General features: G+C 73.0%; 24 protein-coding genes. 21 read left to right on the top strand and 3 right to left on the bottom strand.

What is annotated here, in order from left to right:
- Window positions 1-20 precede the first annotated feature (20 nt).
- From ACA361_RS06535 to ACA361_RS06505, 7 genes are all read left to right on the top strand, one after another.
- Entirely contained in the window at window positions 21-257 is a 237-nt protein-coding gene (locus ACA361_RS06535; RefSeq protein ID WP_375010916.1) for a glutaredoxin family protein, read from the top strand.
- 261 nt (window positions 258-518) lie between these two features.
- A complete protein-coding gene (locus tag ACA361_RS06530) occupies window positions 519-1,259 on the top strand; it encodes a redox-sensing transcriptional repressor Rex (RefSeq protein ID WP_375010845.1) in 741 nt (246 codons plus the stop codon).
- Between the two features lie 19 nt (window positions 1,260-1,278).
- Window positions 1,279-2,619 carry a glutamyl-tRNA reductase gene (locus tag ACA361_RS06525; protein WP_375010844.1) on the top strand — a complete coding sequence of 447 codons (1,341 nt, stop codon included), beginning with the start codon at window positions 1,279-1,281 and terminating at the stop codon, window positions 2,617-2,619.
- Between the two features lie 39 nt (window positions 2,620-2,658).
- Complete coding sequence (hemC, locus tag ACA361_RS06520; RefSeq protein WP_375010915.1) at window positions 2,659-3,540, top strand: hydroxymethylbilane synthase; 882 nt, start codon at window positions 2,659-2,661, stop codon at window positions 3,538-3,540.
- A 101-nt stretch (window positions 3,541-3,641) separates the two neighbouring features.
- On the top strand, window positions 3,642-5,186 hold the full coding sequence (locus ACA361_RS06515) for a uroporphyrinogen-III synthase (RefSeq protein ID WP_375010914.1): 1,545 nt from the start codon (window positions 3,642-3,644) through the stop codon (window positions 5,184-5,186).
- A 20-nt stretch (window positions 5,187-5,206) separates the two neighbouring features.
- On the top strand, window positions 5,207-6,193 hold the full coding sequence (hemB, locus tag ACA361_RS06510) for a porphobilinogen synthase (RefSeq protein ID WP_375010843.1): 987 nt from the start codon (window positions 5,207-5,209) through the stop codon (window positions 6,191-6,193).
- Window positions 6,194-6,364: 171 nt separating this feature from the next.
- Window positions 6,365-7,012, top strand: coding sequence for a bifunctional DNA primase/polymerase (locus ACA361_RS06505; RefSeq protein ID WP_375010913.1), 648 nt, complete (start codon window positions 6,365-6,367; stop codon window positions 7,010-7,012).
- A gap of 47 nt (window positions 7,013-7,059) precedes the next feature.
- Here ACA361_RS06505 and ACA361_RS06500 read toward each other — a convergent pair whose 3' ends face one another.
- Window positions 7,060-8,796: a serine/threonine-protein kinase gene (locus tag ACA361_RS06500; RefSeq protein WP_375010842.1), complete on the bottom strand. Its 1,737-nt coding sequence runs from the start codon at window positions 8,794-8,796 to the stop codon at window positions 7,060-7,062.
- 156 nt (window positions 8,797-8,952) lie between these two features.
- Here ACA361_RS06500 and hemL point away from each other — a divergent pair, with 156 nt between their 5' ends.
- The 7 genes from hemL to ccsB all read left to right on the top strand — a co-directional run bounded on the left by hemL (window position 8,953) and on the right by ccsB (window position 16,240).
- A complete protein-coding gene (gene hemL, locus ACA361_RS06495) occupies window positions 8,953-10,254 on the top strand; it encodes a glutamate-1-semialdehyde 2,1-aminomutase (protein WP_375010841.1) in 1,302 nt (433 codons plus the stop codon).
- Between the two features lie 125 nt (window positions 10,255-10,379).
- Complete coding sequence (locus ACA361_RS06490; RefSeq protein ID WP_375010840.1) at window positions 10,380-11,315, top strand: LysR substrate-binding domain-containing protein; 936 nt, start codon at window positions 10,380-10,382, stop codon at window positions 11,313-11,315.
- Between the two features lie 114 nt (window positions 11,316-11,429).
- Window positions 11,430-12,068, top strand: a complete 639-nt coding sequence (locus tag ACA361_RS06485) for a histidine phosphatase family protein (protein WP_375010839.1) — start codon at window positions 11,430-11,432, stop codon at window positions 12,066-12,068.
- Window positions 12,069-12,152: 84 nt separating this feature from the next.
- Window positions 12,153-12,743 (top strand): TlpA family protein disulfide reductase, encoded by a 591-nt coding sequence (locus ACA361_RS06480; protein WP_375010838.1) that lies wholly within the window; start codon window positions 12,153-12,155, stop codon window positions 12,741-12,743.
- Between the two features lie 7 nt (window positions 12,744-12,750).
- Window positions 12,751-13,491 (top strand): cytochrome c biogenesis CcdA family protein, encoded by a 741-nt coding sequence (locus ACA361_RS06475; RefSeq protein ID WP_375010837.1) that lies wholly within the window; start codon window positions 12,751-12,753, stop codon window positions 13,489-13,491.
- Between the two features lie 2 nt (window positions 13,492-13,493).
- The gene (locus tag ACA361_RS06470; RefSeq protein WP_375010836.1) at window positions 13,494-15,209 is read left to right on the top strand and encodes a cytochrome c biogenesis protein ResB; all 1,716 of its coding nucleotides are present in this window, start codon (window positions 13,494-13,496) and stop codon (window positions 15,207-15,209) included.
- Between the two features lie 5 nt (window positions 15,210-15,214).
- The gene (gene ccsB / locus ACA361_RS06465) at window positions 15,215-16,240 is read left to right on the top strand and encodes a c-type cytochrome biogenesis protein CcsB (RefSeq protein WP_375010835.1); all 1,026 of its coding nucleotides are present in this window, start codon (window positions 15,215-15,217) and stop codon (window positions 16,238-16,240) included.
- 34 nt (window positions 16,241-16,274) lie between these two features.
- Here ccsB and ACA361_RS06460 read toward each other — a convergent pair whose 3' ends face one another.
- Complete coding sequence (locus ACA361_RS06460; RefSeq protein ID WP_375010834.1) at window positions 16,275-16,574, bottom strand: PLD nuclease N-terminal domain-containing protein; 300 nt, start codon at window positions 16,572-16,574, stop codon at window positions 16,275-16,277.
- A 113-nt stretch (window positions 16,575-16,687) separates the two neighbouring features.
- Between ACA361_RS06460 and ACA361_RS06455 the strand changes: the two genes are divergently transcribed.
- Together ACA361_RS06455 and ACA361_RS06450 are read left to right on the top strand one after the other, a co-directional pair.
- Entirely contained in the window at window positions 16,688-17,653 is a 966-nt protein-coding gene (locus ACA361_RS06455) for a hypothetical protein (protein WP_375010833.1), read from the top strand.
- A 35-nt stretch (window positions 17,654-17,688) separates the two neighbouring features.
- On the top strand, window positions 17,689-17,949 hold the full coding sequence (locus tag ACA361_RS06450; RefSeq protein WP_375010832.1) for a hypothetical protein: 261 nt from the start codon (window positions 17,689-17,691) through the stop codon (window positions 17,947-17,949).
- A 268-nt stretch (window positions 17,950-18,217) separates the two neighbouring features.
- On the opposite strand, the gene ACA361_RS06445 is transcribed toward ACA361_RS06450, so the two are convergent.
- A complete protein-coding gene (locus tag ACA361_RS06445; RefSeq protein ID WP_021593176.1) occupies window positions 18,218-18,421 on the bottom strand; it encodes a BldC family transcriptional regulator in 204 nt (67 codons plus the stop codon).
- Window positions 18,422-18,676: 255 nt separating this feature from the next.
- Between ACA361_RS06445 and ACA361_RS06440 the strand changes: the two genes are divergently transcribed.
- The 5 genes from ACA361_RS06440 to ACA361_RS06420 all read left to right on the top strand — a co-directional run bounded on the left by ACA361_RS06440 (window position 18,677) and on the right by ACA361_RS06420 (window position 22,742).
- The gene (locus ACA361_RS06440; protein ID WP_375010831.1) at window positions 18,677-19,663 is read left to right on the top strand and encodes a threonine/serine dehydratase; all 987 of its coding nucleotides are present in this window, start codon (window positions 18,677-18,679) and stop codon (window positions 19,661-19,663) included.
- A 12-nt stretch (window positions 19,664-19,675) separates the two neighbouring features.
- A complete protein-coding gene (locus tag ACA361_RS06435) occupies window positions 19,676-19,915 on the top strand; it encodes a DUF4229 domain-containing protein (protein ID WP_375010830.1) in 240 nt (79 codons plus the stop codon).
- A 42-nt stretch (window positions 19,916-19,957) separates the two neighbouring features.
- A complete protein-coding gene (locus tag ACA361_RS06430; protein ID WP_375010829.1) occupies window positions 19,958-20,659 on the top strand; it encodes a demethylmenaquinone methyltransferase in 702 nt (233 codons plus the stop codon).
- 149 nt (window positions 20,660-20,808) lie between these two features.
- The gene (locus ACA361_RS06425) at window positions 20,809-22,065 is read left to right on the top strand and encodes a geranylgeranyl reductase family protein (protein WP_375010828.1); all 1,257 of its coding nucleotides are present in this window, start codon (window positions 20,809-20,811) and stop codon (window positions 22,063-22,065) included.
- Window positions 22,066-22,382: 317 nt separating this feature from the next.
- Window positions 22,383-22,742: an NADH-quinone oxidoreductase subunit A gene (locus ACA361_RS06420; RefSeq protein WP_375010827.1), complete on the top strand. Its 360-nt coding sequence runs from the start codon at window positions 22,383-22,385 to the stop codon at window positions 22,740-22,742.
- Window positions 22,743-22,792 lie beyond the last annotated feature (50 nt).

Below are 22,792 nucleotides of genomic sequence, written 5' to 3'. Positions count from 1 at the left end.
GCGTGGACATCCTGATCACGATGTACGGCAAGCCCGGCTGCCACCTGTGCGAGGACGCCCGGGCGGTGATCGAGCGGGTCGCCGCCGATCTCGGCGTGCGCTGGGAGGAGCGCGACATCACGCTCTCGGAGGAGGACACCCGGGAGTACTGGGAGCAGATCCCGGTCACGCTGATCAACGGGGTCCAGCACGACTTCTGGCGCGTGGACGAGGCGCGCCTGCGAAACGCCATCGCGGAATTGCGCGCCGGTTCCTAGGACGGCGGAATGTTCCGTCCATCACAGGGGTTTCGCAGGTGGGAAGCCCGGAGGCCCTGACGGGCCGGGCTTTTCGGCGCCTCCCTCCGGAACGGCCGGAACCGTTGCGGCGGGGGCGACTTTGTGCGCGTATTCACAAAGGCTTAACCTGAGTGACAGCCCTGGGGCTGCCCTGACCGTGGCCGTCGAGCCCCGGCCGCGGCCGCGCCGGGGCCAGGGGCCCGGGCCCCGCCCCCAGCGTCGAGCCCCGAAGAGCAGGCCGTGACACCTCGCCAGGACCGCAATCGCGACCGCGCCGAACGTGGCATCCCCGAGGCCACGGTCGCGCGCCTGCCCGTCTACCTGCGCGCCCTGCACAGCCTTCAGGAGCGCGGTGTGGCGACCGTCTCGTCGGAGGAGCTCGCCGCCGCCGCCGGGGTCAACTCCGCGAAGCTCCGCAAGGACCTGTCGCATCTGGGCTCGTACGGCACCCGCGGCGTCGGGTACGAGGTGGAGTACCTCGTCTACCAGATCTCGCGTGAGCTGGGACTCACCCAGGACTGGGTGGTCGCCATCATCGGGCTGGGTAACCTGGGCCGGGCACTGGCCGGCTACGGCGGGTTCGCGTCCCGCGGCTTCCGGGTGGCCGGACTGCTGGACGCCGACGACGCCATCGTCGGCCAGGAGATCTCCGGGAAGACCGTGGAGCACATCGACCGGCTCGAGGACCTGATCGCCGAGCGCGGCGTGTCGATCGCCGTGATCGCCACGCCGGCGGCCGCCGCGCAGGGCGTGTGCGACCGGGTCGTCGCGGCCGGGGTGACGAGCGTCCTGAACTTCGCGCCGGTGGTCCTGTCGGTGCCCGAGGGCGTCGATGTGCGTAAAGTCGATCTGTCCATCGAGTTGCAGATCCTCGCTTTCCACGAGCAGCGCAAGGCCGGTGGACCGGGCGAGCACGTACCACTGCCCAGCGGCGGCGGGACGCAGGGCCCGGAGCAGTACGTGGAGGCGGTAGAGGCATGAGCGGACGGGATTGCGCGCGATGAGTGTCTTGGTGGTGGGGCTCAGCCATCGGAGCGCTCCGGTGGCCATGCTCGAACGGGCGGCGATCGCCGGGGACGACCTGGTCAAGCTGCTGCACGAGGTGCACGACAGCGCCCATGTCGGCGAGGCCGCGATCGTGTCGACCTGCAACCGGGTCGAGGTCTACGCGGTGGTCGACAAGTTCCACGGCGGCGTCTCGGCCATCTCCGAGCTGCTGGCGCGGCACTCGGGGCTCTCGCTCGACGACCTGTCCCGCAACCTGTACGTGCACTACGAGGACCGGGCGATCCAGCACGCGTTCGCGGTGGCGTGCGGGCTCGACTCGATGGTGGTGGGCGAGGGCCAGATCCTCGGCCAGCTGCGGCAGGCGTTCCGGCTGGCGCAGGAGAACGGCACGCTCGGCCGCGAGCTGAACGACGTCCTCCAGCAGGCGCTGCGGGTCGGCAAGCGCGCCCACCACGAGACCGGGATCGACAAGGCCGGCGCGTCGCTGGTCAGCGTGGGCCTGGACGTGGCCGCCGCGCACCTCGGCCCGCTGGAACGCGTCACCGCGCTGGTCGTCGGCGCCGGCGCGATGAGCGGCCTGGCCGTCGCCACGCTGAGCCGGGCCGGGGCCAAGGAGATCGTGGTCGCCAACCGGACGTACGAGCGCGCGGTGCGGCTCGCCGAGTCCGCCGAGGTGCCCGCGCGCGCGATCGAGCTGTCCGAGCTGGACGCCGAGCTCGCGGGCGCGGACCTGGTCGTGTCCTGCACGGGCGCGGGGCGGGTGCTGACCGTCCCGCAGCTGGAGGCGCGGGGCATCGGGGCGGACGGGCGGCGCCGCTTCTACCTCGACCTGGCGCTGCCGCACGACATCGACCCGGGCGTGCGTGACCTGCCCGGTGCCGGGTTGGCCGGGCTGGACGACCTGCGGACCGCGCAGGAGGCCGCCGAGGCGGTCGGGCCGGAGGCGATCGAGGCCGTCCGCCGGATCGTGGGCGACGAGGTGGCGGTGTTCCTGGGCGCGGCTCGGGCCGCGGCCGTGGCGCCGACCGTGGTCGCGCTGCGCAGCAAGGCCGCCGAGGTCGTGGACGCCGAGCTGGCCCGGCTGACCGGCCGGCTGCCCGAGCTGGACGACCGGGCCCGCAAGGAGATCACCCAGACCGTACGGCGCGTGGTGGACAAGCTGCTGCACGCCCCGACCGTCCGGGTCAAGGAGCTGGCGTCGGCGCCGGGCGGCGACGCGTACGCCGACGCGCTGCGCGAGCTCTTCGACCTGGACCCGAAGGCCCCCGCGGCCGTGGCCCACGCCGACATGGCGCCGGACGAAGGCCGCGCGGGGGAGAGCAGAGGAGCCTGATCCGTGACCGCACTGAAGCTGGGGACGCGCAAGAGCCTGATGGCGACGACGCAGTCGCAGCTGGTCGCCGACGCGTTGACCCGGCGTACGGGGCATGCCGTGGAGCTGGTCGGGGTAACGACCGAGGGTGATGTCTCCAAGGCCCACCTCGCCCAGATGGGGGGCACCGGCGTCTTCGTCAGCGCCCTGCGCGACCGGCTGCTCGCCGGTGACGTGGACTTCGCCGTGCACTCGCTGAAGGACCTGCCGACCGGCCCCGCGGAGGGGGTCGTGCTGGCCGCGACGCCGCCGCGCGACGATCCGCGCGACGCCCTGTGCGGTCCGGCGAAGCTGGCCGACCTGCCGCGCGGCGCCCGGGTCGGCACCGGCTCGCCGCGCCGGGTCGCGCAGCTGAAGGCGCTGCGCCCCGACCTGGACGTGGTGCCGATCCGCGGCAACGCCGAGACCCGGCTGCGCAAGATCAGCGACGGGGAGCTGGACGCGGTGGTGCTCGCCAGCGCCGGGCTGGTCCGCATCGGCCGTACCGGCGACATCGCGGAGATCCTGGAGACCGACCAGATGCTGCCGGCGCCGGGCCAGGGCTCGCTGGCCGTGGAGTGCCGCGCCGACCGGCCCGACCTGATCGAGCTGCTGGGCACCCTGGACGACCGGGCGACCCGGGCGGCGGTCACCGCCGAGCGGATGGTGCTGGCGGTGCTGGAGGCGGGATGCTCCGCGCCTGTGGGAGCATACGCTGCCGAAGCAGAACACTTGGGTGAACGAAAGCTGCATCTTACGGCCACCGTCGCCGCCGTCGACGGGAGCCGGCAGATCCGGCTGTCCGCAAGCGGCCACCCCGACGAGGCCGAGCGGATCGGGCGCGGGCTCGCGGCCGACCTGTTCGACCGGGGGGCCGACCAGTTGATGGGGGAGCGAGATTGAGCCCCGCTAAGCAGGCCAAGCAGACTCGGCCGGACCAGGCACGGGCCGGCCAGAAGACCGAACCGGCGATCGACCGCAGGAGCGTCCGGCCGGCGCCGGGCATGGGCTCGGTCGCGCTCGTCGGCATGGGCCCGGGCGACCCCGGCCTGCTCACACTCCGCGCCGCCGACGCGCTCGGCCGCGCCGACGTCGTGGTGGTGAACCGCGAGTCCTGCCCGGCGGAGATCCTCTCGCACTGCCGGCCGGACGCGGAGATCGTCGACTCGGCCGGCGGTGACCCGGGCAGGCTGACCGCCCGGGCCGCGAAGTCGGGCAAGAACGTCGTCCGCCTCTTCCAGGGCGATCCCGGGCTGGTGTGCAACCTGGCCGGCGAGGGGAGCGCGCTCGACAAGGCGGGCATCCCGTTCGAGATCGTTCCGGGCGTGTCCGCGGTGACCGGCGTGCCCGGGTACGCGGGCATCCCGCTGACCGACTCCAAGCACCGCGAGGTCCGGATCATCGACGCCGCCGACGGCGGGGTCGACTGGGAGCGCTTCTCCTCCCCCGACGCCACGCTCGTGATCACCGGTGCGGAGAACGCGGTGGCCGAGGTCGCCAAGAGCCTGATCGCCGTCGGCCGCCCCGACAGCACGCCCGCCGCCATGACGACCCTCGGCACCACCACCGAGCAGGAGACCGTCGTCTCCACGCTCAGCCGGCTCGCCGCCGACAGCAAGGGCATGGAGGCGCCGGCGCTGATCGTCGTGGGGGACGTGGTGACCTGGCAGGACCGGCTGTCGTGGTTCGAGACCAAGCCGCTGTTCGGCTGGCGGGTGCTGGTGCCGCGCACGAAGGAGCAGGCCGCGTCGCTGTCGGACCAGCTCCGCTCGTACGGCGCCGTCCCCGACGAGGTCCCGACGATCTCGGTCGAGCCGCCGCGCACCCCGCAGCAGATGGAACGCGCCGTCAAGGGCCTGGTCACCGGCCGGTTCGAGTGGGTGGTGTTCACCTCCACCAACGCCGTGCGGGCGATCCGCGAGAAGTTCTCCGACTACGGCCTGGACGCGCGCGCGTTCGCCGGCCTCAAGGTCGCCGCCGTCGGCGAGCAGACCGCGAAGGCGCTGGTGGAGTTCGGCGTCCAGCCCGACCTGATGCCGACCGGGCAGCAGTCCGGCGAGGGCCTGGTCGAGGTGTGGCCGCCGTACGACGAGGACCTCGACCCGATCAACCGGGTGCTGCTGCCGCGCGCCGACATCGCCACCGACACGCTCATCGCCGGGCTGACGAAGCTGGGCTGGGAGTGCGAGGACGTCACCGCGTACCGCACCGTTCGGGCCGCGCCGCCGCCCGCCCCGATCCGCGAGGCGATCAAGGGCGGCGGGTTCGACGCGGTGCTGTTCACCTCCTCGTCCACGGTCAAGAACCTGATCGGGATCGCCGGCAAGCCGCACAACGTGACGGTGATCGCCTGCATCGGGCCGCAGACCGCGCGGACCGCCGAGGAGTACGGCCTGCGCGTCGACGTGCTGGCCGAGAAGCCGTCGGTTTCGGAACTGGCCGAGGCGCTCGCGGAGTACGGTGCGAAGCGGAGGGCGGCCCAGATCGAGGCGGGCGACCCGCTCCGCAAGCCCAGCCAGATGCGCCGTGGAGCACGCCGGCGCAAGTAGCAGCACCCGAAAGAGAGACGATGTCCGCTCAGTTTCCCGTCGTGCGGCCCCGCCGGCTGCGGCGCACGCCCGCGCTGCGCCGCCTGGTCGCCGAGACCCGGCTCGCGCCGGCCGATCTGATCCTGCCGATGTTCGTGAAGGAGGGCATCGGCGAGCCGAGCCCGATCGGCTCGATGCCGGGCGTGTACCAGCACACCCGCGACAGCCTGCGCAAGGCCGCGCACGAGGCGGTGGAGGCCGGGGTCGGCGGGATCATCCTGTTCGGGATCCCGGCGGTGAAGGACGCCGCGGGATCGGCGGCCGACGATCCGGACGGCGTGGTGCAGACCGCCGTCCGCGACCTGACGGCCGATCTCGGCGACGCCGCGGTGATCATGACGGACCTGTGCCTGGACGAGTTCACCGACCACGGGCACTGCGGCATCCTCACCGAGGGCGGCGAGATCGACAACGATCTGACGCTGGAGCGGTACGCGTCGATCGCCGTCGCGCAGGCCGAGGCGGGCGTGGCCGTGGTGGCGCCGAGCGGGATGATGGACGGCCAGGTCGGAGCGATCCGTACGGCGCTGGACGAATCCGGCCACTCCGACGTGGCGATCCTGGCCTACTCGGTGAAGTACTCCTCGGCGTACTACGGCCCGTTCCGCGACGCCGCCGAGTGCGCGCCGCGGTTCGGCGACCGGTCCACCCACCAGCAGGACCCGGCGAACGCCGCCGAGTCGCTGCGCGAGGTGCTCCTGGACCTGGACGAGGGCGCGGACATGGTCATGGTCAAGCCGGCCGGCCCGTACCTCGACATCGTCCGCCAGGTGCGCGACTCGGTCGACGTGCCGGTGGCGGCGTACCAGGTCAGCGGCGAGTACGCGATGATCGAGGCGGCGGCGGCCCAGGGCTGGCTGGACCGCGAGCGCACGATCATGGAGTCGCTGACCGCGATCCGCCGCGCGGGCGCCGACATCGTCCTCACTTACTGGGCCACCGAGGTCGCCCGCGCCCTCCGCGGCTGACCGCCGCGCCGCGCCGCGCCGAGATGATCTTGATCGGCCGCCATTCCGGCCTAGTCACTTAGGGTGATATCGGGGGGTGCCGTACCGCGGCTTCCGGGGCACCGGCATCATCGTGTCTAGGAGCGGCCGGGGGTGGTACGGGCCCCGGCGTACACCGACTGGGGGGCGAGGATGCTGGCGGTCTCGGGGAACAAACGGCAGCGTGCGGCCCGGGACCGGATGGCCGCGGCCGCCCGCGCCTACGCGGAGTACGGATGGCCGTGCGCGCCGGGCGCGCATCCGACCGCCGGCGGTGACCGGGTGTGCTCGTGCGACCGGGTCGGCTGCCCCGACCCCGCCGCGCATCCGCTGTCGGGCGCGTGGGCGCTGCACGCCAGCGTCGACCGCGAGGTGGTCGACCGGTGGTGGGCCAAGCGGCCCGACGCCAACATCATCCTGCCGACCGGCCGCGTCTTCGACGTGTTCGACGTGCCCGCCGCGGCGGGCGAGGTGGCGCTGGCCCGGATCGAGCGCGAGGGGCTGCCCGTCGGGCCGGTCGCGTCCGTCGGCGGCGAGCGGTACCTGTTCTTCGTCGCGACCCGCGGCGCGCCCGTCGACGAGGACGAGTGGTGGTCTTGCCACCTCGACTGCTCGCCCGAGACCGTCACCGAGACGCCGGGGATGCGGTGGCACTGCCGGGACAGCTACGTACTCGCCCCGCCCTCGGTGCTCCCGTACGGCCGTGAGGTGGCCTGGATCCGCCCGCCGGACGGCGGCCCGCTCCCTGACCCGCTCCGGCTCCTGGAGGTCCTCTCCGACAGTTGTGAGGCCGCGCAGTGACATAGACGAGCCCCCGGGGACACCCCGGGGGCTCGTTCACGTCCGGGTCAGCGCGTGGTGTCGGGGGCGGTGATGGCCGGCTTCCGGCCCCAGCCGGAGTACGTGGTCGAGATGACCTGCGCGCGCTTCTTGTCCGGCCCCTCGGCGCGGAACCACAGATGCGCCGGCCGGCCCGCCCGGTCGATCTTGAGGGCGAACTTCACCCGCTGCGCGCCGGTGGTCCGGCCCAGCTCGGCGTACAACGCTCCAACCCCCGGCAGCTGCGCCAGCCGGTCGATCGGCGCGGTGCCCCAGTGGACCTGCTTCTCGTCCTTGCTGAACGAGTCGCTGGCCTGGAGCAGCCCGGTGACGGTGCCGACGCCGCTGGCCCACCGGGCCCGCGCGGCCAGGCCCGGGTAGCCGGCGGCCTGCCCGCCGACCGGGGCCTGCTGCCACTTCTTGCCCGCCCGCAGGTAGAGGACGTCGCCGACGAGGACGGTCTTCGCCGAGCGGCGGGTGGCGCCCGAACCGGCGAGCGTCATGTTGTACGACGGCGAGCCGTTCGGCACCTGCACGAACAGGCCCCGCACGTTGGCCTGCCCGCCGCAGCAGCCCGTCTGCTTGTAGCTGAACGAGGCCCCCGGGACCTGCGCGGTGGCCTGCGTGACGCGCTGGGCCAGCGCGGCGGCGGCCGGGTCGGCCTGCGCGGCCGGTACGGCGGGCGACGGCGTCCCGCTGTTGGCCGGCTCGGGCGGGGCGGGGTCGCCGCTCCCGCCGAGGAACAGCACGCCGCCCGTCACGCCGCCCGCGACGACCAGGACGGCCAGCGCGGCGGCGAGGACCTTGCCCTTGCCGCCCTTGCCGCCGCCCGTCCCGGACGAGACCGCGGTCTTGGCGGCGGGCGCGCGGCCCTTCGGCGCCTTGGGACGCGCGGGCTCGGGCTTCTGCGCCGTGTCGGCGGTCAGCTCGATCAGCCGGCTGCGGCCCTGCGCGAGCCAGGACGGCCCGTACGCGTCGACCGCCGCGTCCTCCACCGCGCCGAGGAGGTCGGCGGCCGAGGTGGGCCGGTCGGCCGGGTCCTTGGCCAGGCCCGCGGTGATCAGGCCGCGCAGCGGGCCGGGGATCGCCTCGACCGGCACCGGGGCCTCCCGGTGCGCCTTCCCGATCGCCGCCTGGTTGCGGCCGGTGTACGGCTGCGTCCCGGTCAGGCACTCGTAGAAGATCGCGGTGGCGGCGTACAGGTCGGTGCCGACGCTCGGCGGGGCGCCGCCGCCCCACAGCTCGGGCGCGGCGTACGCGGGCGCGGCCTGCGCCTCGGTGCCCGCGGGCGCGAGCCCGAAGTCGGTGAGGCGGCAGTTGCCGTCGTCGTCGAGCAGGATCTCCGAGGGGCGCAGCGCGCCGTGCACGACGCCCTTGGAGTGCGCGGCCGCCAGCCCGAGCAGCGTCCCGCTGAGGATCGCCAGCGCGGCCAGCGGCCCGGTGGATCCCTGGGTGGCGATCAGGCGCCGCAGGCCGAAGCCCTCGACGCGCTCCATCACGATCGCGGTGCCCTCGGGCGACTCCACGAGTTCGTAGAAGTCGACCACGTTGGGGTCTTCGAGCTGCGAGAGGCTGCGGGCGAACCCGCGCAGCCTCGACAGGTACGCCTCGTCCCCGTCCAGGCGCGGATCGAGGTACTTGATCGCGACCTTGGTCTGGGTGAGGTCGTCGAGGGCGAGCATGACCCGGCCGCCGGTACCGCCGTCCAGTTCCTGGACGTGGGTGAATCCCGGGACCGTCCAGCCGTCAACCACGATGCGAGCCATCCCTCCGATACGGCCGGCGCCGGAAACTACGAGTGCGGACGTCAGCAGTGCGGCGCCCCTGCCGGCGCCGTGGCTTTTTGTGTACTTGGTGGAATATCGGCCGCTTAGCGCCGTGGTCAAGGGCAGTCGCCAAACTGCAACTGTCAGACTGGGCGGGTGACCGAATTCGAAGTCTCCCAGCAGCTGTTCGATAGGGCGAATCGGGCCGTTCCCGGCGGGGTGAACTCGCCGGTGCGCGCCTTCCGCGCCGTGGGCGGGACGCCGCCGTTCATGACCTCGGGGCGCGGCCCGTACCTCACCGACGCCGACGGCAACGAGTTCGTCGACCTGATCTGCTCGTGGGGCCCGATGATCCTCGGGCACGCGCACCCGGCCGTGGTCGAGGCCGTCCAGGCCGCCGCCCTGCGCGGCACGTCGTACGGGGCGCCGACGCCGGGCGAGGTGGAGCTGGCCGAGGAGATCGTCGCCCGCGCCCCGGTGGAGAAGGTCCGGCTGGTCAACTCCGGTACGGAGGCGACGATGTCGGCGATCCGGCTGGCCCGCGGCTTCACCGGCCGCTCCAAGATCGTGAAGTTCGCCGGCTGCTACCACGGCCACGTGGACGCGCTGCTGGCCGCCGCCGGCTCCGGCGTCGCCACCCTCGCGCTGCCCGACACGCCCGGCGTGACCGGCGCCACGACCGCCGACACGATCGTGCTGCCGTACAACGACGTCGCCGCCGCCGAGGCCGCGTTCGGCGAGCACGGCCACGAGATCGCCTGCGTGATCACCGAGGCGGTGCCGTGCAACATGGGCGTCGTCCCGCCGCTCCCGAACTTCAACCGGCTCCTGAAGTCCCTCTGCGAGCGCAGCGGCGCGCTGCTGATCATCGACGAGGTGCTCACCGGCTTCCGGGCCTCGGCCGCCGGCTGGTACGGCATCGAGGGCGTGGCCGGCGACCTGACGACGTTCGGCAAGGTCATGGGCGGCGGGCTGCCCGCCGCGGCGTTCGGCGGCCGCGCCGAGATCATGGACCGGCTGGCCCCGGCGGGCCCGGTCTACCAGGCCGGCACGCTGTCCGGTAACCCGCTGGCCACCGCCGCCGGGCTGGCCACCCTGCGCAACGCCACGCCCGAGGTGTACGCGGCGATCGACCGCGCCGCCGCGCTGGTCGCCAAGGCGGCGACCGATGCGCTGGAGAAGGAGGGCGTCCCGCACCGGCTCCAGACCGCCGGCAACCTGTTCTCGATCTTCTTCACCGACGAGCCGGTCGGCGACTTCGAGGCCGCGCAGCGGCAGGACGGCAAGGCATACGCGGCGTTCTTCCACGCCGCCCTGGAACGCGGCGTCTACCTGCCGCCGTCGGCGTACGAGGTCTGGTTCCTGTCGGCCGCGCACGACGACGTGGCCCTGGAGCGCGTCACCGAGGCCCTGCCGCACGCCGCCCGCGCCGCCGCCCAGGCGATCGGCGACGGCTGACCGCCTCCAACGCGGCGAGAACCCGGCCCGCAGCCCGACCCCCGCCGCCCCCAAAGGCGCCCGAACAGCAAGCTCCGTTTAGGACAAGCTAGAACTACTTCAGTTCACGCTTTAGAGTTGCTTACATGCTGGATCTCGAACGGCTGCGGGCCCTGCACTCCGTGGCGACCTACGGCTCGGTGAGCGCGGCCGCCGACGTCCTCCACGTGACGACCTCGGCGGTCTCGCAGCAGCTGGCCAAGCTGGAGCGGGAGACCGGGCAGAAGCTGCTGGAGCGCAACGGCCGCGGCGTGCGGCTCACCGACGCCGCCGAGCTGCTGGTCGAGCACGCCGCCCGCATCCTGTCGCTGGTCGAGCAGGCCCAGGCCGACCTGGAGGCGCACCGCGGCGCGGTCGTCGGGCGGCTCTCGGTCGCGGCGTTCCCGACCGCCGTCCGCGGCCTGATGCCGGCCACGCTGCGCCGGCTGCGCGCCGAGCACCCCGGGCTGGCGGTCATGGTCCGCGAGGAGGACCCGATGCAGAGCATGCCGCTGGTCGCCCGGGGGGATCTCGACATGGCGGTCGTCCAGGACTGGAACAACGAGCCGCTGCCGCTCCCCGAGGGCCTCCAGAAGGGCCTGATCTGCGACGACGTCGCCGATGTCGCGCTGCCCGCCGGGCATCCGCTGGCCGGCCGGGACGAGGTCGACCTCAAGGAGCTGGCGGGCGACCCGTGGATCAGCTCGTCGCCCGACAGCATCTGCTGCCACTGGCTGCTGCGCACGCTCCGCTCGGTCGACGCCGAGCCGAGGATCGACCACATGGCGTACGAGTTCGCGAGCCAGCTCGCCCTCGTCGCCGCCGGCCTCGGCAACGTGATCCTGCCCCGGATGGGCCGCTGCGACGTCCCGCCCGGCGTCGACGTCGTGCGGCTGCGCGCGCCGCTGAGCAGGTACGTGTACGCCGTGTGGCGGGAGGAGACGGCCCGCCGCCCGGCCGTCCGCGCCGCCGTCGAGGCCCTGCGCGCCGCGGCCCCCGCCGCCGGGGGCGTCCCGCTCGCCGCCGCGGCGGCACCGGCCTGACCGTCCGGAACGGGTTTCACCGCGCCCCGGCGGGTACGAGCCGGAGAACGCGGACGTCCCCGACCGGCACGCGCGGGAAGGGTGACGGGACGGCGCGGGTAACCTGACGACGCGATGACTGACAAGACGATCGTTCACCTGCTGCGGCACGGTGAGGTGCACAACCCCGAGGGCGTCCTGTACGGCCGGCTCCCGGGCTACCGCCTGAGCGAGGACGGCGTCCTCATGGCCAAGGCGGCCGCCCGCTGGTTCGGTGACCGGGACGTGGCCGCGCTGTTCTCCTCGCCGATGCAGCGGGCCGTGGAGACGGCCCGGCCGATGGCCGACGCGTTCGACCTGCCGGTGACGGTGGACGACGGGCTGCTGGAGGCCGACAACCACTTCGAGGGGATGACCTTCGGCGTCGGCAAGGGCTCGCTGCGCCGCCCCGAGCACTGGCGCTACCTGCTCAACCCGTTCCGGCCGTCCTGGGGCGAGCCGTACAAGGAGATCGCGGGCCGGATGCGGGCCGCGGTGATCCGGGCCCGGGAGGCCGCGCGCGGCCGCGAGGCGGTCTGCGTCAGCCATCAGCTGCCGATCTGGATCCTGCGCCTGCACGCCGAGCACCGCCGGCTCTGGCACCATCCGATCAAGCGCGAGTGCGCCCTGGCCAGCGTCACCAGCCTGGCGTTCGAGGGCACCCGGCTGGTCGAGGTGTCGTACTGCGAGCCCGCCGCCGGCATCGCCAAAGGCCCCAGTGTCGCGGGCGCCTGACCCGACCACTAGATTGAGTACTACATCCTGTAGTAGCACCCCTTTCGCGGTGGCCCGCCTCAGGGCCGCTGGTAGGAGAGTCCCTTGAGCCCCCGAGTGACCCGCGTACGCGCCGCGGCCGGCGTTCTGGCCGCGTGCGCGCTGCTCGCCGGCTGCGCGGGCACGAACGCCTCGCAGAACGGGCCGGGCGGCAGCGAGAACCGCTTCATCGCGGGCGACGGCAACGTCCAGGAGTTCAAGCCCGCCGAGCGGAAGGCCCCGCCCCAGGCGGCGGGGACGACGCTGGACGGGAAGAAGATCGCGCCCGCCGACTTCCAGGGCAAGATCACGGTCGTCAACTTCTGGGCGTCCTGGTGCGCCCCCTGCCGCGGCGAGGCGCCGTCCCTCGAACAGGTCCACAAGGAGACCGAGGGGAAGGGCGTGCGGTTCCTCGGCGTCGCGTTCAAGGACGGCCAGGAGAACGCGAAGGCGTTCGAGCGCAGGTTCAAGGTGACGTACCCGAGCCTGTTCGACGCGGACGGGCAGATCACCCTCGCCTTCCGCGAGGTCCCGCCCAACGCCATCCCGACCACGCTCGTCCTGGACCGGCAGGGCCGGGTGGCCGCCCGCATCATCGGCGCCACCACGTACTCCAAGCTCTCCCCGCTCGTCACCAAGCTCCTCGCGGAGAAGTGAAGGCGGCATGAATCCCACCGACACCGTCCTCAGCGGGTCGCTCATGCTGGCGGCTCCGCTGGCGGCGCTGGCCGGGGTGGTGTCGTTCGCGTCGCCGTGCGTGCTGCCGCTGGTGCCGGGCTACCTGTCGTACGTGACGGGCATGTCCGGCGCCGACCTGGCCGAGCAGCGCCGCGGCCGGCTGCTGGCGGGCGCGGCGCTGTTCATCGCGGGCTTCACCGCCGTGTTCGTGACGGCCGGGGTGGCGTTCGGCGGGCTCGGCCGGTGGCTGCTGGAGTACCAGGACCCGATCACCCGGGTGCTGGGCGCGCTGACGATCGTGTTCGGGCTCGCGTTCATGGGGCTCGTCCCCGGGCTCCAGCGGACGCTGAAATCGGGCCGGCTGCCCGCCGCCGGGATGGCGGGCGCGCCGCTGCTGGGCGTGCTGTTCGGGCTCGGCTGGACGCCCTGCATCGGGCCGACGCTGGCGGCGGTGCAGGCGCTGTCGTTCAGCGAGGCCAGCGCCGGGCGCGGCGCGCTGCTGTCGCTGGCGTACTGCGCCGGGCTCGGCCTGCCGTTCGTCGCCACCGCGCTGGCCTACCGGCGCGCGCTCGGCGCGTTCGGCGCGGTGAAGCGGCACTACGGGCTGGTCATGCGGGTCGGCGGCGGGATGCTCGTCGCCATCGGCGTGCTGCTGGTGACGGGGCTGTGGAGCGACCTGACCATCCAGATGAAGTCGTGGATCGGCGGCTTCGAGACGGTGATTTGAGTATGGCGAAGACGCCGGACGCCGACGTGACGGCGGAGAACGACGCGGCCGCCCAGGACCCGGCGGCCGAGGCGGCCGCCGAGGCCGGGACCGAGGCGCCCGCCGAGCGGCAGGCGCCGAAGGAGGTGCCCAAGCCCCGGGGCATGGGCCCGCTGGGCTGGCTCCGCTGGGGCTGGCGGCAGCTCACCACCATGCGGACCGCGCTGATCCTGCTGTTCCTGGTGGCGCTGGGCGCGGTCCCCGGATCGCTGCTGCCGCAGCGCGGGCAGGCCCCCGAGAAGGTCACCGAGTACTTCGAGAAGCACGAGACGCTCGCCCCGTGGTTCGACCGGCTCTCGCTGTTCGACGTGTTCGCCGCGCCGTGGTTCGCGGCCATCTACATCCTGCTGTTCGTGTCGCTGGCCGGCTGCGTCATCCCGCGCGCGTTCGTCCACTACAGGGCGATGCGCGCCCGTCCCCCGGCGGCGCCCCGCAACCTGGGCCGGCTCCCGCAGAGCGCCTCGTACGAGACCGACGCCTCCCCGGAGGAGGTACTCGCCGAGGCCCGCAAGGTGCTGCGCAAGCGCCGCTTCCGCGTGGACGCCGGCGACGGCTCGGTCGCCTCCGAGAAGGGCTACCTCGGCGAGACCGGCAACCTCGTCTTCCACCTCGCCCTGCTGGCGCTGCTGTTCGCGCTGGGGATGGGCAACCTCTTCGGCTACCGCGGCGACATCCTGATGACCGAGGGCAAGTCGTTCGCGAACTCGCTCGCGCACTACGACCAGTTCGAGCCGGGACGGGCGTTCGACAGCGACGACCTGCCGCCGTTCACGCTGACGCTGGACGACTTCACCGCCAAGTACCAGAGCACCGGCGAGCAGCGCGGCCAGGCGATCGACTACGAGGCCGGGCTGCGCTTCCGGGAGACGCCGACGTCCAAGGAGAGGCCCTACAGGCTCAAGGTGAACCACCCGCTCATGGTGGGCGGCGCCAAGGTCTACCTGATCAACCACGGGTACGCGCCGGTGTTCACCGTCCGCGACGCCAAGGGCAACATCGCCTACAAGGACTCGGTGCCGTTCCTGCCGATGGAGCAGCGCAACTACACCTCCGAGGGCGTCGTGAAGGCGCCCGACGCCGAACCGGACCAGCTCGCGTTCTACGCCATCCTGTGGCCGACCGCGGTGGCGTCCGAGGACGGCAAGCAGATCGTGTCGGCGTTCCCCGCGCCGATCCGGCCGATGGTGACGATCTCCTCCTTCCAGGGCGACATCGGGCTCGACAAGGGCACCCCGCAGTCGGTCTACAAGCTGGAGGGCATCGGCAAGACCCTGCACCCCGTCAAGGGCGGGCAGAAGCTGCTGGAGCCCGGCGAGACGCTCACGCTGCCGGGGAACGCCGGATCCATCACGTTCGACGGGATGCGCGAATGGGCGGCCCTGTCGGTCAACCACGACCCGGGCCGGATGCCGGCGCTGGTCGCGGCGATCCTCGCGGTCGCCGGGATCGTGGCCTCGTTCATGGTCCGGCGCCGCCGGGTCTGGGTCCGTGCGCGGGCCGGCGGGGGCGGGCGTACCGTGGTCGAGGTCGGGGGGCTCACGCTCGGGCACCCGACCCCGGAGTTCGAGGACATCGTGGCCGCGCTGCGCGGCCCGCAGGAGCCCGGGACCGGCGAGCGGCCCGAGCAGCGCGACGGGGCCGATGCCGACGCCTCGCCGGCGACCGAGAATAAGGAGTGACGAGGGTGGGAGCCACCGACCTCGCGAACCTGAGCGACAAGCTCATGCTGACGACAGTCGTGCTGTACATCGTCGCGATGGTCTCGTACGCCGCCGACCTCGGCTTCGGCCGGCGCCGCGCGGCCGCCGAGGCCGCGGAGGCGGCGGACGCCGGGACCGAGGCGAAGGCCAAGGTGCTCGTGGGCGCGGGCGGCGCGGACGCCCCGGCCGGCGGGTCCGCGTCCGGGACCGGGACCGTGAAGGCCGACGCGGACGCCGACGCCGGCGGCGAGGAGGAGGCCGCGCGGCGCGTCGAGTGGGCGCGGCTGGCGGTCCTGCTCTCCGTGCTCGGCTGGGCCGCGCACGTCGGCACGCTCGTGACCCGCGCGTGGGCCGCCGAGCGCTGGCCGTGGGCCAACATGTACGAGTTCCTCACCGCGATCGCGCTGGCCGCGGTGACGGCGTTCCTGTTCGTGATGTGGCGCTACAAGGCGCGGTTCCTCGGCGCGTTCGTCATGCTCGCCGCCGTCGTCGCGCTCGGCGTCGCCAACATCTGGCTGTACGACGGGATCGGCCCGGTCGTCCCGGCGCTGAACTCGTACTGGATCGCCATCCACGTCTCCGCCGCCATCGTCGCGACCGGCGCGTTCACCGTCGGCGGCGCCTCGACGATCCTCTACCTCCTCAAGGCCCGCCAGGAGGCCAGGGCGGCCGCGGGCGGCGCCGGGTTCCTGTCGCACCTGCCCGGCGCGGACGCGCTCGACCGGCTGTCGCTGCGGGTCACGATGTTCGCGTTCCCGATCTGGACGGCCGCCATCATCATGGGCGCCATCTGGGCGGACGAGGCGTGGGGCCGCTACTGGGGCTGGGACCCCAAGGAGATCTGGTCGTTCATCACCTGGATCGTGTACGCCGCGTACCTGCACGCCCGCGCCACCGCCGGCTGGAAGGGCCGCAAGGCCGCGATCCTGTCGCTGGTCGGCTTCGCCGCGCTGATGTTCAACTTCTTCGGCGTGAACTACATGTTCTCGGGCCTGCACTCGTACGCCTGAAGCGCAGGCGCGTAGCGCGTCCGGGTAGCGCCTCTCAGTCGTCCTCCTGGAGGCGGCGCTCCAGGTCGCGCAGGAACTCCGGATCGTCGTCGGGGCCCTTCGGGGCCTCGGCGCGCGATCCCGGCACGGCCGGCGGGCGCCCGGGGACGGCGGCACCGCGCGCCCGGCCGAGCGCGAGCCACAGCAGCGCGCCGACCGTGAACCCGAGCAGCACCACGAGGAACCAGCCGAACTTGGGCAGGTGCCGGACGCCGGCCTCGTCGGTGGTCAGGACGTCGAAGAGCGCGAACAGCCACACTCCGATCAGGACGAGCGACAGCAGCACATACGGCATGCCTCGAGCGTAGACGGTGACGGGCGGGGATGACGCGGTGTCGGGTGACGGCTTACCCTGCTGCGAGGGTCCTCAGGCTCGACCGTACAGGGACCCGCTGACAGAGGAGCCCGATGCGCTTCAAAGGGATCCACCGCCGGCCGCGCGAGACGAGGGACGCCGCGCTCGCCCCCGCCCCGGCCGAGGGCGGGCGGGGACGTACGGAGCGGCGGTGGCTGCGTCCCCGGGCCAGGCGGGCCCGCGACCGGTTCGGGCGGTTCCGCCGGATGGTGCGCGACAGCGACCTCGTGCCGGGCACCGACGCCGCGCCCGAGCGTCCCGGTTCCGGGCACCGCCCCGCCGCCGCCGTGCCGCGGGCGCGCGACTACTCCTGGCGCGACTTCGAACTCGACGATCCCGCCGACACCGCCGACACCGCCGACCCGGCCGGCACGCCCGGGCTGCGCGTGGCGCCGCGCCCGCCCGAGTCGCCCTACATGGCGGACGGGCGGCGGCACTGCGGCGTCCTGGAGGACGTCCTGCACCGCCAGTGGGACGACCGGCAGGGCCCGCCCACGCCGGAGGTGGTGCGCGCCGTCGACAGCCTGGCCGCGCTCCCCGACCGGCTCAAGGAGCTGCTGGCGGGCGGGCTGGAGGGCATCTACGTCGGGCCCGGCGGCGTGCCGCAGCTCGACGACATGGGCCACCTGCGCGACCGGCCGCTGCCGTCGGGCCGGGCCACCTGGGACATCTGCGCCGGCGCGTACGGCGACGGCAAGATCGTGGTGGGCGACCGGCCGTCGCCGACCCCGGACGTGATGATGCACGAGGTCGGGCACGCGCTCGACGACATCGACGGCGGGGACGGCGGCTGGCGGTCCGACGGCGCCGCGTTCCGGGCCCTGTACGAGCGGTGCAAGCCCCACCTGGCCAGCGAGTTCCACCGGCAGCCGGACGCGCTCGGCCGCCGCGAGTTCTTCGCCGACGCGTTCGCCGCGATCTCCTCCCGGCAGCGGCCCGCGCTGGTCGATATGCTCGCCGGCGACATCCGGGTCGCGCTCGACGTCATGCTGTTCTTCAACCGCAGGTACGGGATCTGATGCACCCGGACGACCGACACCGAAGGTGATCGACGATGTACGTGATCCGGCTACCCGACGGAACGCTCCGGGTCCCCCACAGCGTCCTGGCCGGCTCCGCGGAGGGCACGGACGAGGGGCGGATCATCGCCCAGGCGTACGTGGAGCTGCGCCCCGGCGACCCGGACTACGAGCGCTTCCTGGACGGGTCCGTCACCGAGGAGGAGATGGAGGACAGGCGGCGGCGCTGGCGCGACGAGGACGCGGAGCTGGGGCGCGTGTTCGAGGAGTGGAAGGCCGGCCGCGCCGAGGAGTGAGGCGGTTCGGGCGGGCGGGCGGGGTGCCGCGCCGGGCTGGAGGCGCGGCCGCCCGGGCTGAACGGTCCGGATAGGGGGACCGGGCGTCCGGCGAGTCCGCGGTGCGGGCCGGCGGGCGGCGCGGTGTGCCGCGTCGGCGGGCCCTGACGGACTGAGTGGGCCGTGTGGACCGTGTAGGCCATCGTGGCCGTGTTGGCTCTGTAGGCCGAGTGGGCCGAGTGGGCTCTGAGCGGGCTCTCAGTGGGCCGAGTGGGCTCTGAGCGGGCTCTCAGCGGGCCGAGTGCTCGGCGACCGGCTCTTCCCCGCGCAGCAGCGCGTGCACCTCGGACTCGCGGAAGCGGCGGTGCCCGCCGGGCGTGCGAATGCTGCTGATCCGGCCGGCCGCCGCCCAGCGCGTGACCGTCTTCGGATCGACCCGGAAGAGGGCGGCGACCTCTCCGGGAGTCAGCAGGCGCTCGCTGGTGCTTTCCACGTCTTCTCTCCCCCTTTGTCCCGCTCTCGGTGCGGGTGGACTGTTTCCTAGTGTGGCGGGTCAAGACCGATTTCTCCCTTGTTTTCGCAAAAGATCACCGACCGTAGTGCCGTGAGCAGGGGAGATCACGGGAAGTTAACACGGAATGCGTCGCATCCGTCACACCGGTCCCAGTAGTGATCCTCAGTCCCGGCCGCACGGCTGCCATCGGCCCTCCCGGCACCACCCCCCGATACCACCGCATAGGCTCGGAACATGCCGGATCTTGTGTCGCTCGCGGAGATCGAGAAGGCGGCGGAACGGCTCGCCGGCGTGGCGGTCCGCACCCCGCTGGTCCCCTTCCCCCAGGCCGATCCCGAGCGCGAACCGCAGCTGCTGGTCAAGGCCGAGTCGCTGCAGCCGATCGGCGCCTTCAAGTTGCGCGGCGCGTACGCGACGATCTCGGCGCTGCCCCCGGAGGTGCGCGCCCGCGGCGTCGTCGCGCACTCCAGCGGCAACCACGCGCAGGCGGTCGCGTGGACGGCCCGTGCCCTCGGCGTCCGCGCCGTCCTGGTCGTCCCGCACACCACGCCCGCGGTGAAGGTGGACGCGTGCATCGCGCTCGGCGCGGAGATCGTGTACGTGGAGCCGACGATGGAGGCCCGCGCCGGCACCGCCGAGAAGCTCGCCGATGCGCACGGCTTCACGCTCATCCCGCCGTTCGACGATCCGCGGATCATCGCCGGGCAGGGCACCGCCGGGCTGGAGATCGTCCAGGACCGGCCGGACACCGAGGTGATCCTCGTCCCGATCAGCGGCGGCGGGCTCATCGCCGGGATCGCCGCCGCGGTCAAGCGGATCAGGCCGCTGGCCAAGGTGATCGGGGTGGAGCCCGAGCTGGCCGCCGACGCCCGCGCCTCGCTGCTGGCCGGCCGCCCGGTCGCCTGGCCCGCGGAGGACACCGCGCGGACCGCCGCGGACGCGCTGCGCGCCCAGCGGGTCGGCGACCTCACGTTCGCGCACATCCGCGAGCTGGTGGACGGCATCGTCGCGGTGAGCGAGGACGAGATCGAGGCCGCCATGGGCCGGCTGGCCCGCGAGGCCCGGCTGATCGCCGAGCCCGGCGGCGCCGTCGCCACCGCCGCGTTCCTCTACCGGGGCGCCGAGCTGCCGCCGGCGCGCACCTATGTCTCCGTGCTGTCCGGCGGGAACGTGGACCCGTCGGTGCTGGCCCGGATTCTGGCCGCGCAGACTGGCGGGTAGCCTGGAGGCGTCATGCGCTCCGTACTCTTCTACACCGCCGCACGGTTCATGGTCTTCCTGGTCACGGCCGGGATCCTCTTCCTGTTCGGCGCCCGCGGGCTGCTCCTGCTCGGGCTGGCCGTGCTGATCAGCGGCATCGTCAGCTTCGTCCTGCTGTCGGGGCAGCGCGACGCGATGTCGACCGCGGTCGTCTCCGGGGTACGGGAGCGCCGCCGCCGCTTCGACGCGGCGCGCACCAAGGAAGACGGTTAACCCCTGAAGCAGGGCCCTTCACCCGACTCTTAGGGTGGAGGCATGACCCGCGCTGATCTCGACAAGCAGCCCGCCGACGTGGCGGCCATGTTCGACCGCACCGCCGACCGCTACGACCTGCTCAACAGCCTCATGACCGGGGGGCAGGACCGGCGCTGGCGGCGGGCCGTGGTCCGGGCCGTGGACGCCCGGCCGGGGGAGCGCGTTCTGGATCTGGCGGCGGGGACCGGCACCTCGTCGGTGCCCTTCGCCGAGGCCGGCGCCGAGACCGTGGCCTGCGACTTCTCGCTCGGCATGCTCCGGGTCGGGGTGCGCAGGCAGGAGGGCGTGCGGGGGCTGCACTTCGTCGCCGGGGACGCGCTGCGGCTGCCGTTCGCGGACGGCTCGTTCGACGCGGTGACCATCTCCTTCGGGCTGCGGAACGTGGCCGACACCGGGGCCGCGCTGCGCGAGCTGCGGCGCGTCGCCAAGCCCGGCGGCCGGCTGCTGGTCTGCGAGGTCAGCCATCCCCCCAACCGCCTGCTGCGCCTCGGGCACCGCGCCCATCTGAAGGTGGGGCTGCCGGCGCTGGCGCGGGTCAGTTCCAATCCCGACTCCTACACCTACCTCGCCGAGTCGACGCTCGCCTGGCCGGACCAGGCGGCGCTGGCGCGGCGGATCCAGGCCGCGGGCTGGAGCGGGGTGCGGTGGCGCGACCTCACGTTCGGGGTCGCGGCGATGCACCACGCCGTCAATCCGGGCTGACACCCAAGCCGGTCCGGGCAAGATCGCTATTTCGGACCGGTCCAAATCCGAGGCGGTCCAGAGGTACCCAGTGACCGCCAAGAAGGAATAGACTCCCCTCCGGATCCTTGTGAAGTACTTCACAAGCGAACGAGCTAAAGAGGAAAGCAGTGAGCGACACCACCCGGCAGGCAGATGTCATCGTCGTCGGGGCCGGACCCGCCGGGGCCTCCACCGCGTACTGGCTGGCCCAGTCCGGCCTTGACGTGCTGCTGCTGGAGAAGGCCACCTTCCCGCGCGACAAGATCTGTGGCGACGGGCTGACCCCGCGCGCCGTCCGCGCCCTGATCGGCATGGGCGTCGACATCAACGCGCCCGGCTGGGCCCGCAACAAGGGCCTGCGCATCTACGGCGGCGGCGTGAAGATCGAGCTGCCGTGGCCCGAGCTGGCGAGCTTCCCCGACTTCGGCCTGGTCCGCACCCGCATGGACCTGGACCGGCTGCTGGCCGAGCACGCCGCCGCGGCCGGCGCCGAACTGCTCCAGGGCTGCACCGTCACCGCTCCCATCCTCGACGAGCGCACGGACCGCATCGTCGGCGTCCAGGCGAAGTACCAGGGCGAGGACGTCGAGTTCCGCGCCCCGCTCGTGGTCGCCTGCGACGGCAACTCCTCCCGCCTCTCGCTGGCCATGGGCCTGCGGCGGCGCGAGGACCGGCCGATGGGCGTCGCCGTCCGCCGCTACTTCGAGACCCCGCGCCACGACGACGACTACATGGAGGCGTGGCTCGAACTCTGGGACGGGCAGCGCCTCCTCCCCGGCTACGGCTGGGTCTTCCCGGTCGGCGACGGCACCTCCAACGTCGGCCTCGGCCTGCTCAACACCAGCAAGGCGTTCCAGAACGTCGACTACCGCGGGATGCTCAAGGGCTGGTGCGCGAACATGCCCGAGGAGTGGGCGTTCGACGAGGACCACGCGACCGGCCCCATCCGCGGCGCGGCGCTCCCCATGGGCTTCAACCGGCAGCCGCACTACACCCGCGGCATGCTGCTCGTCGGCGACTCCGGCGGCATGATCAACCCGTTCAACGGCGAGGGCATCGACTACGCCCTGGAGTCCGGGAAGCTGGCCGCCGAGATCATGGTGCAGGCGCTCGGCCGCCGCACCCCGGCGCAGCGCGAGCGGACCCTGTACGAGTACCCGCGCGTCCTCAAGGACGAGCACGGCGGCTACTTCACCCTCGCCCGCGTCTTCGTGCAGGCCATCGGCGACCCGCGGGTGATGAAGTTCCTCACCGCGCACGGCCTGCCGCACCCGACGCTGATGCGCTTCACCCTCAAGCTGCTGGCCAACCTCACCGACCGCCGCGGCGGCGACGCGATGGACCGCGTCATCAACGCGATGCAGAAGGTGGCGCCTGCCGCATGAGCGAGATGGCGCCCCGGAAGCGAGCGGGGGACACCGCATGAAGGTGAGCGCGGACGGCTTCGTGATCATGCGAGACGTGGGAAGGGGGCGTCTCAGGGCGCCCTGAAGGCAAGCGGGGGCACCTCTTTACCCCCCGAGGGGAGTGCATTTGGTCACCTTGGCTAGGGTGGCGACCCGTGCTCGTGACAGAAGTCACGAGCGTGTAAAGGGTCACGCCGCCGTGGCGCGCCCGTCCGGCGCCGCGCACCGCCTCGCGCGGCGCGTGCCCGGGCGCGTCCCGTACAGCGTTGTACGTTCCGAGGAGAGGCAGTAGAGACGTGGATCTCTATGTTCCGATCATCGTGCTAGGGGTGCTCGCCTTCGTCTTCGCGGCGGGTTCGGTGGCGATGGCCGCGCTCACCGGGCCCAAGAGGTGGAACCGGGCGCGCCTGGACGCCTACGAGTGCGGAATCGAGCCGACGCCGCAGCCGGTGGGCGGCGGGCGTTTCCCGGTGAAGTACTACCTGACGGCGATGCTCTTCATCGTCTTCGACATTGAGATCATCTTCCTTTACCCCTGGGCCGTCGCCTTCGATCAGATGGGGCTCTTCGGGCTTGTGGAGATGGTCCTGTTCATCCTCACCGTGCTGGTGGCGTACGCCTACATCTGGCGGCGCGGTGGTCTGGAGTGGGACTGATGAGCGACGTGCAGGCGCGCGGTGCGCGCTGGACTGAGGAGCCTGCGACG

It is taken from the genome of Actinomadura sp. 21ATH, assembly GCF_041951345.1.
Taxonomy (GTDB): Bacteria; Actinomycetota; Actinomycetes; order Streptosporangiales; family Streptosporangiaceae; genus Spirillospora.
This window is presented reverse-complemented; position numbering and strand designations above follow the sequence as displayed.

What these genes read in the sequence shown, in the direction of transcription:
- ACA361_RS06535 (WP_375010916.1), top strand. Translation starts at nt 21, where the DNA reads ATGTACGGCAAGCCCGGCTGCCACCTGTGCGAGGACGCCCGGGCGGTG.
- ACA361_RS06525 (WP_375010844.1), top strand. Translation starts at nt 1,279, where the DNA reads ATGAGTGTCTTGGTGGTGGGGCTCAGCCATCGGAGCGCTCCGGTGGCC.
- hemC (WP_375010915.1), top strand. Translation starts at nt 2,659, where the DNA reads ATGGCGACGACGCAGTCGCAGCTGGTCGCCGACGCGTTGACCCGGCGT.
- ACA361_RS06515 (WP_375010914.1), top strand. Translation starts at nt 3,642, where the DNA reads ATGGGCTCGGTCGCGCTCGTCGGCATGGGCCCGGGCGACCCCGGCCTG.
- hemB (WP_375010843.1), top strand. Translation starts at nt 5,207, where the DNA reads ATGTCCGCTCAGTTTCCCGTCGTGCGGCCCCGCCGGCTGCGGCGCACG.
- ACA361_RS06505 (WP_375010913.1), top strand. Translation starts at nt 6,365, where the DNA reads ATGCTGGCGGTCTCGGGGAACAAACGGCAGCGTGCGGCCCGGGACCGG.
- ACA361_RS06500 (WP_375010842.1), bottom strand. Translation starts at nt 8,796, where the DNA reads ATGGCTCGCATCGTGGTTGACGGCTGGACGGTCCCGGGATTCACCCAC.
- ACA361_RS06490 (WP_375010840.1), top strand. Translation starts at nt 10,380, where the DNA reads ATGCTGGATCTCGAACGGCTGCGGGCCCTGCACTCCGTGGCGACCTAC.
- ACA361_RS06485 (WP_375010839.1), top strand. Translation starts at nt 11,430, where the DNA reads ATGACTGACAAGACGATCGTTCACCTGCTGCGGCACGGTGAGGTGCAC.
- ACA361_RS06475 (WP_375010837.1), top strand. Translation starts at nt 12,751, where the DNA reads ATGAATCCCACCGACACCGTCCTCAGCGGGTCGCTCATGCTGGCGGCT.
- ACA361_RS06470 (WP_375010836.1), top strand. Translation starts at nt 13,494, where the DNA reads ATGGCGAAGACGCCGGACGCCGACGTGACGGCGGAGAACGACGCGGCC.
- ACA361_RS06460 (WP_375010834.1), bottom strand. Translation starts at nt 16,574, where the DNA reads ATGCCGTATGTGCTGCTGTCGCTCGTCCTGATCGGAGTGTGGCTGTTC.
- ACA361_RS06455 (WP_375010833.1), top strand. Translation starts at nt 16,688, where the DNA reads ATGCGCTTCAAAGGGATCCACCGCCGGCCGCGCGAGACGAGGGACGCC.
- ACA361_RS06450 (WP_375010832.1), top strand. Translation starts at nt 17,689, where the DNA reads ATGTACGTGATCCGGCTACCCGACGGAACGCTCCGGGTCCCCCACAGC.
- ACA361_RS06440 (WP_375010831.1), top strand. Translation starts at nt 18,677, where the DNA reads ATGCCGGATCTTGTGTCGCTCGCGGAGATCGAGAAGGCGGCGGAACGG.
- ACA361_RS06435 (WP_375010830.1), top strand. Translation starts at nt 19,676, where the DNA reads ATGCGCTCCGTACTCTTCTACACCGCCGCACGGTTCATGGTCTTCCTG.
- ACA361_RS06430 (WP_375010829.1), top strand. Translation starts at nt 19,958, where the DNA reads ATGACCCGCGCTGATCTCGACAAGCAGCCCGCCGACGTGGCGGCCATG.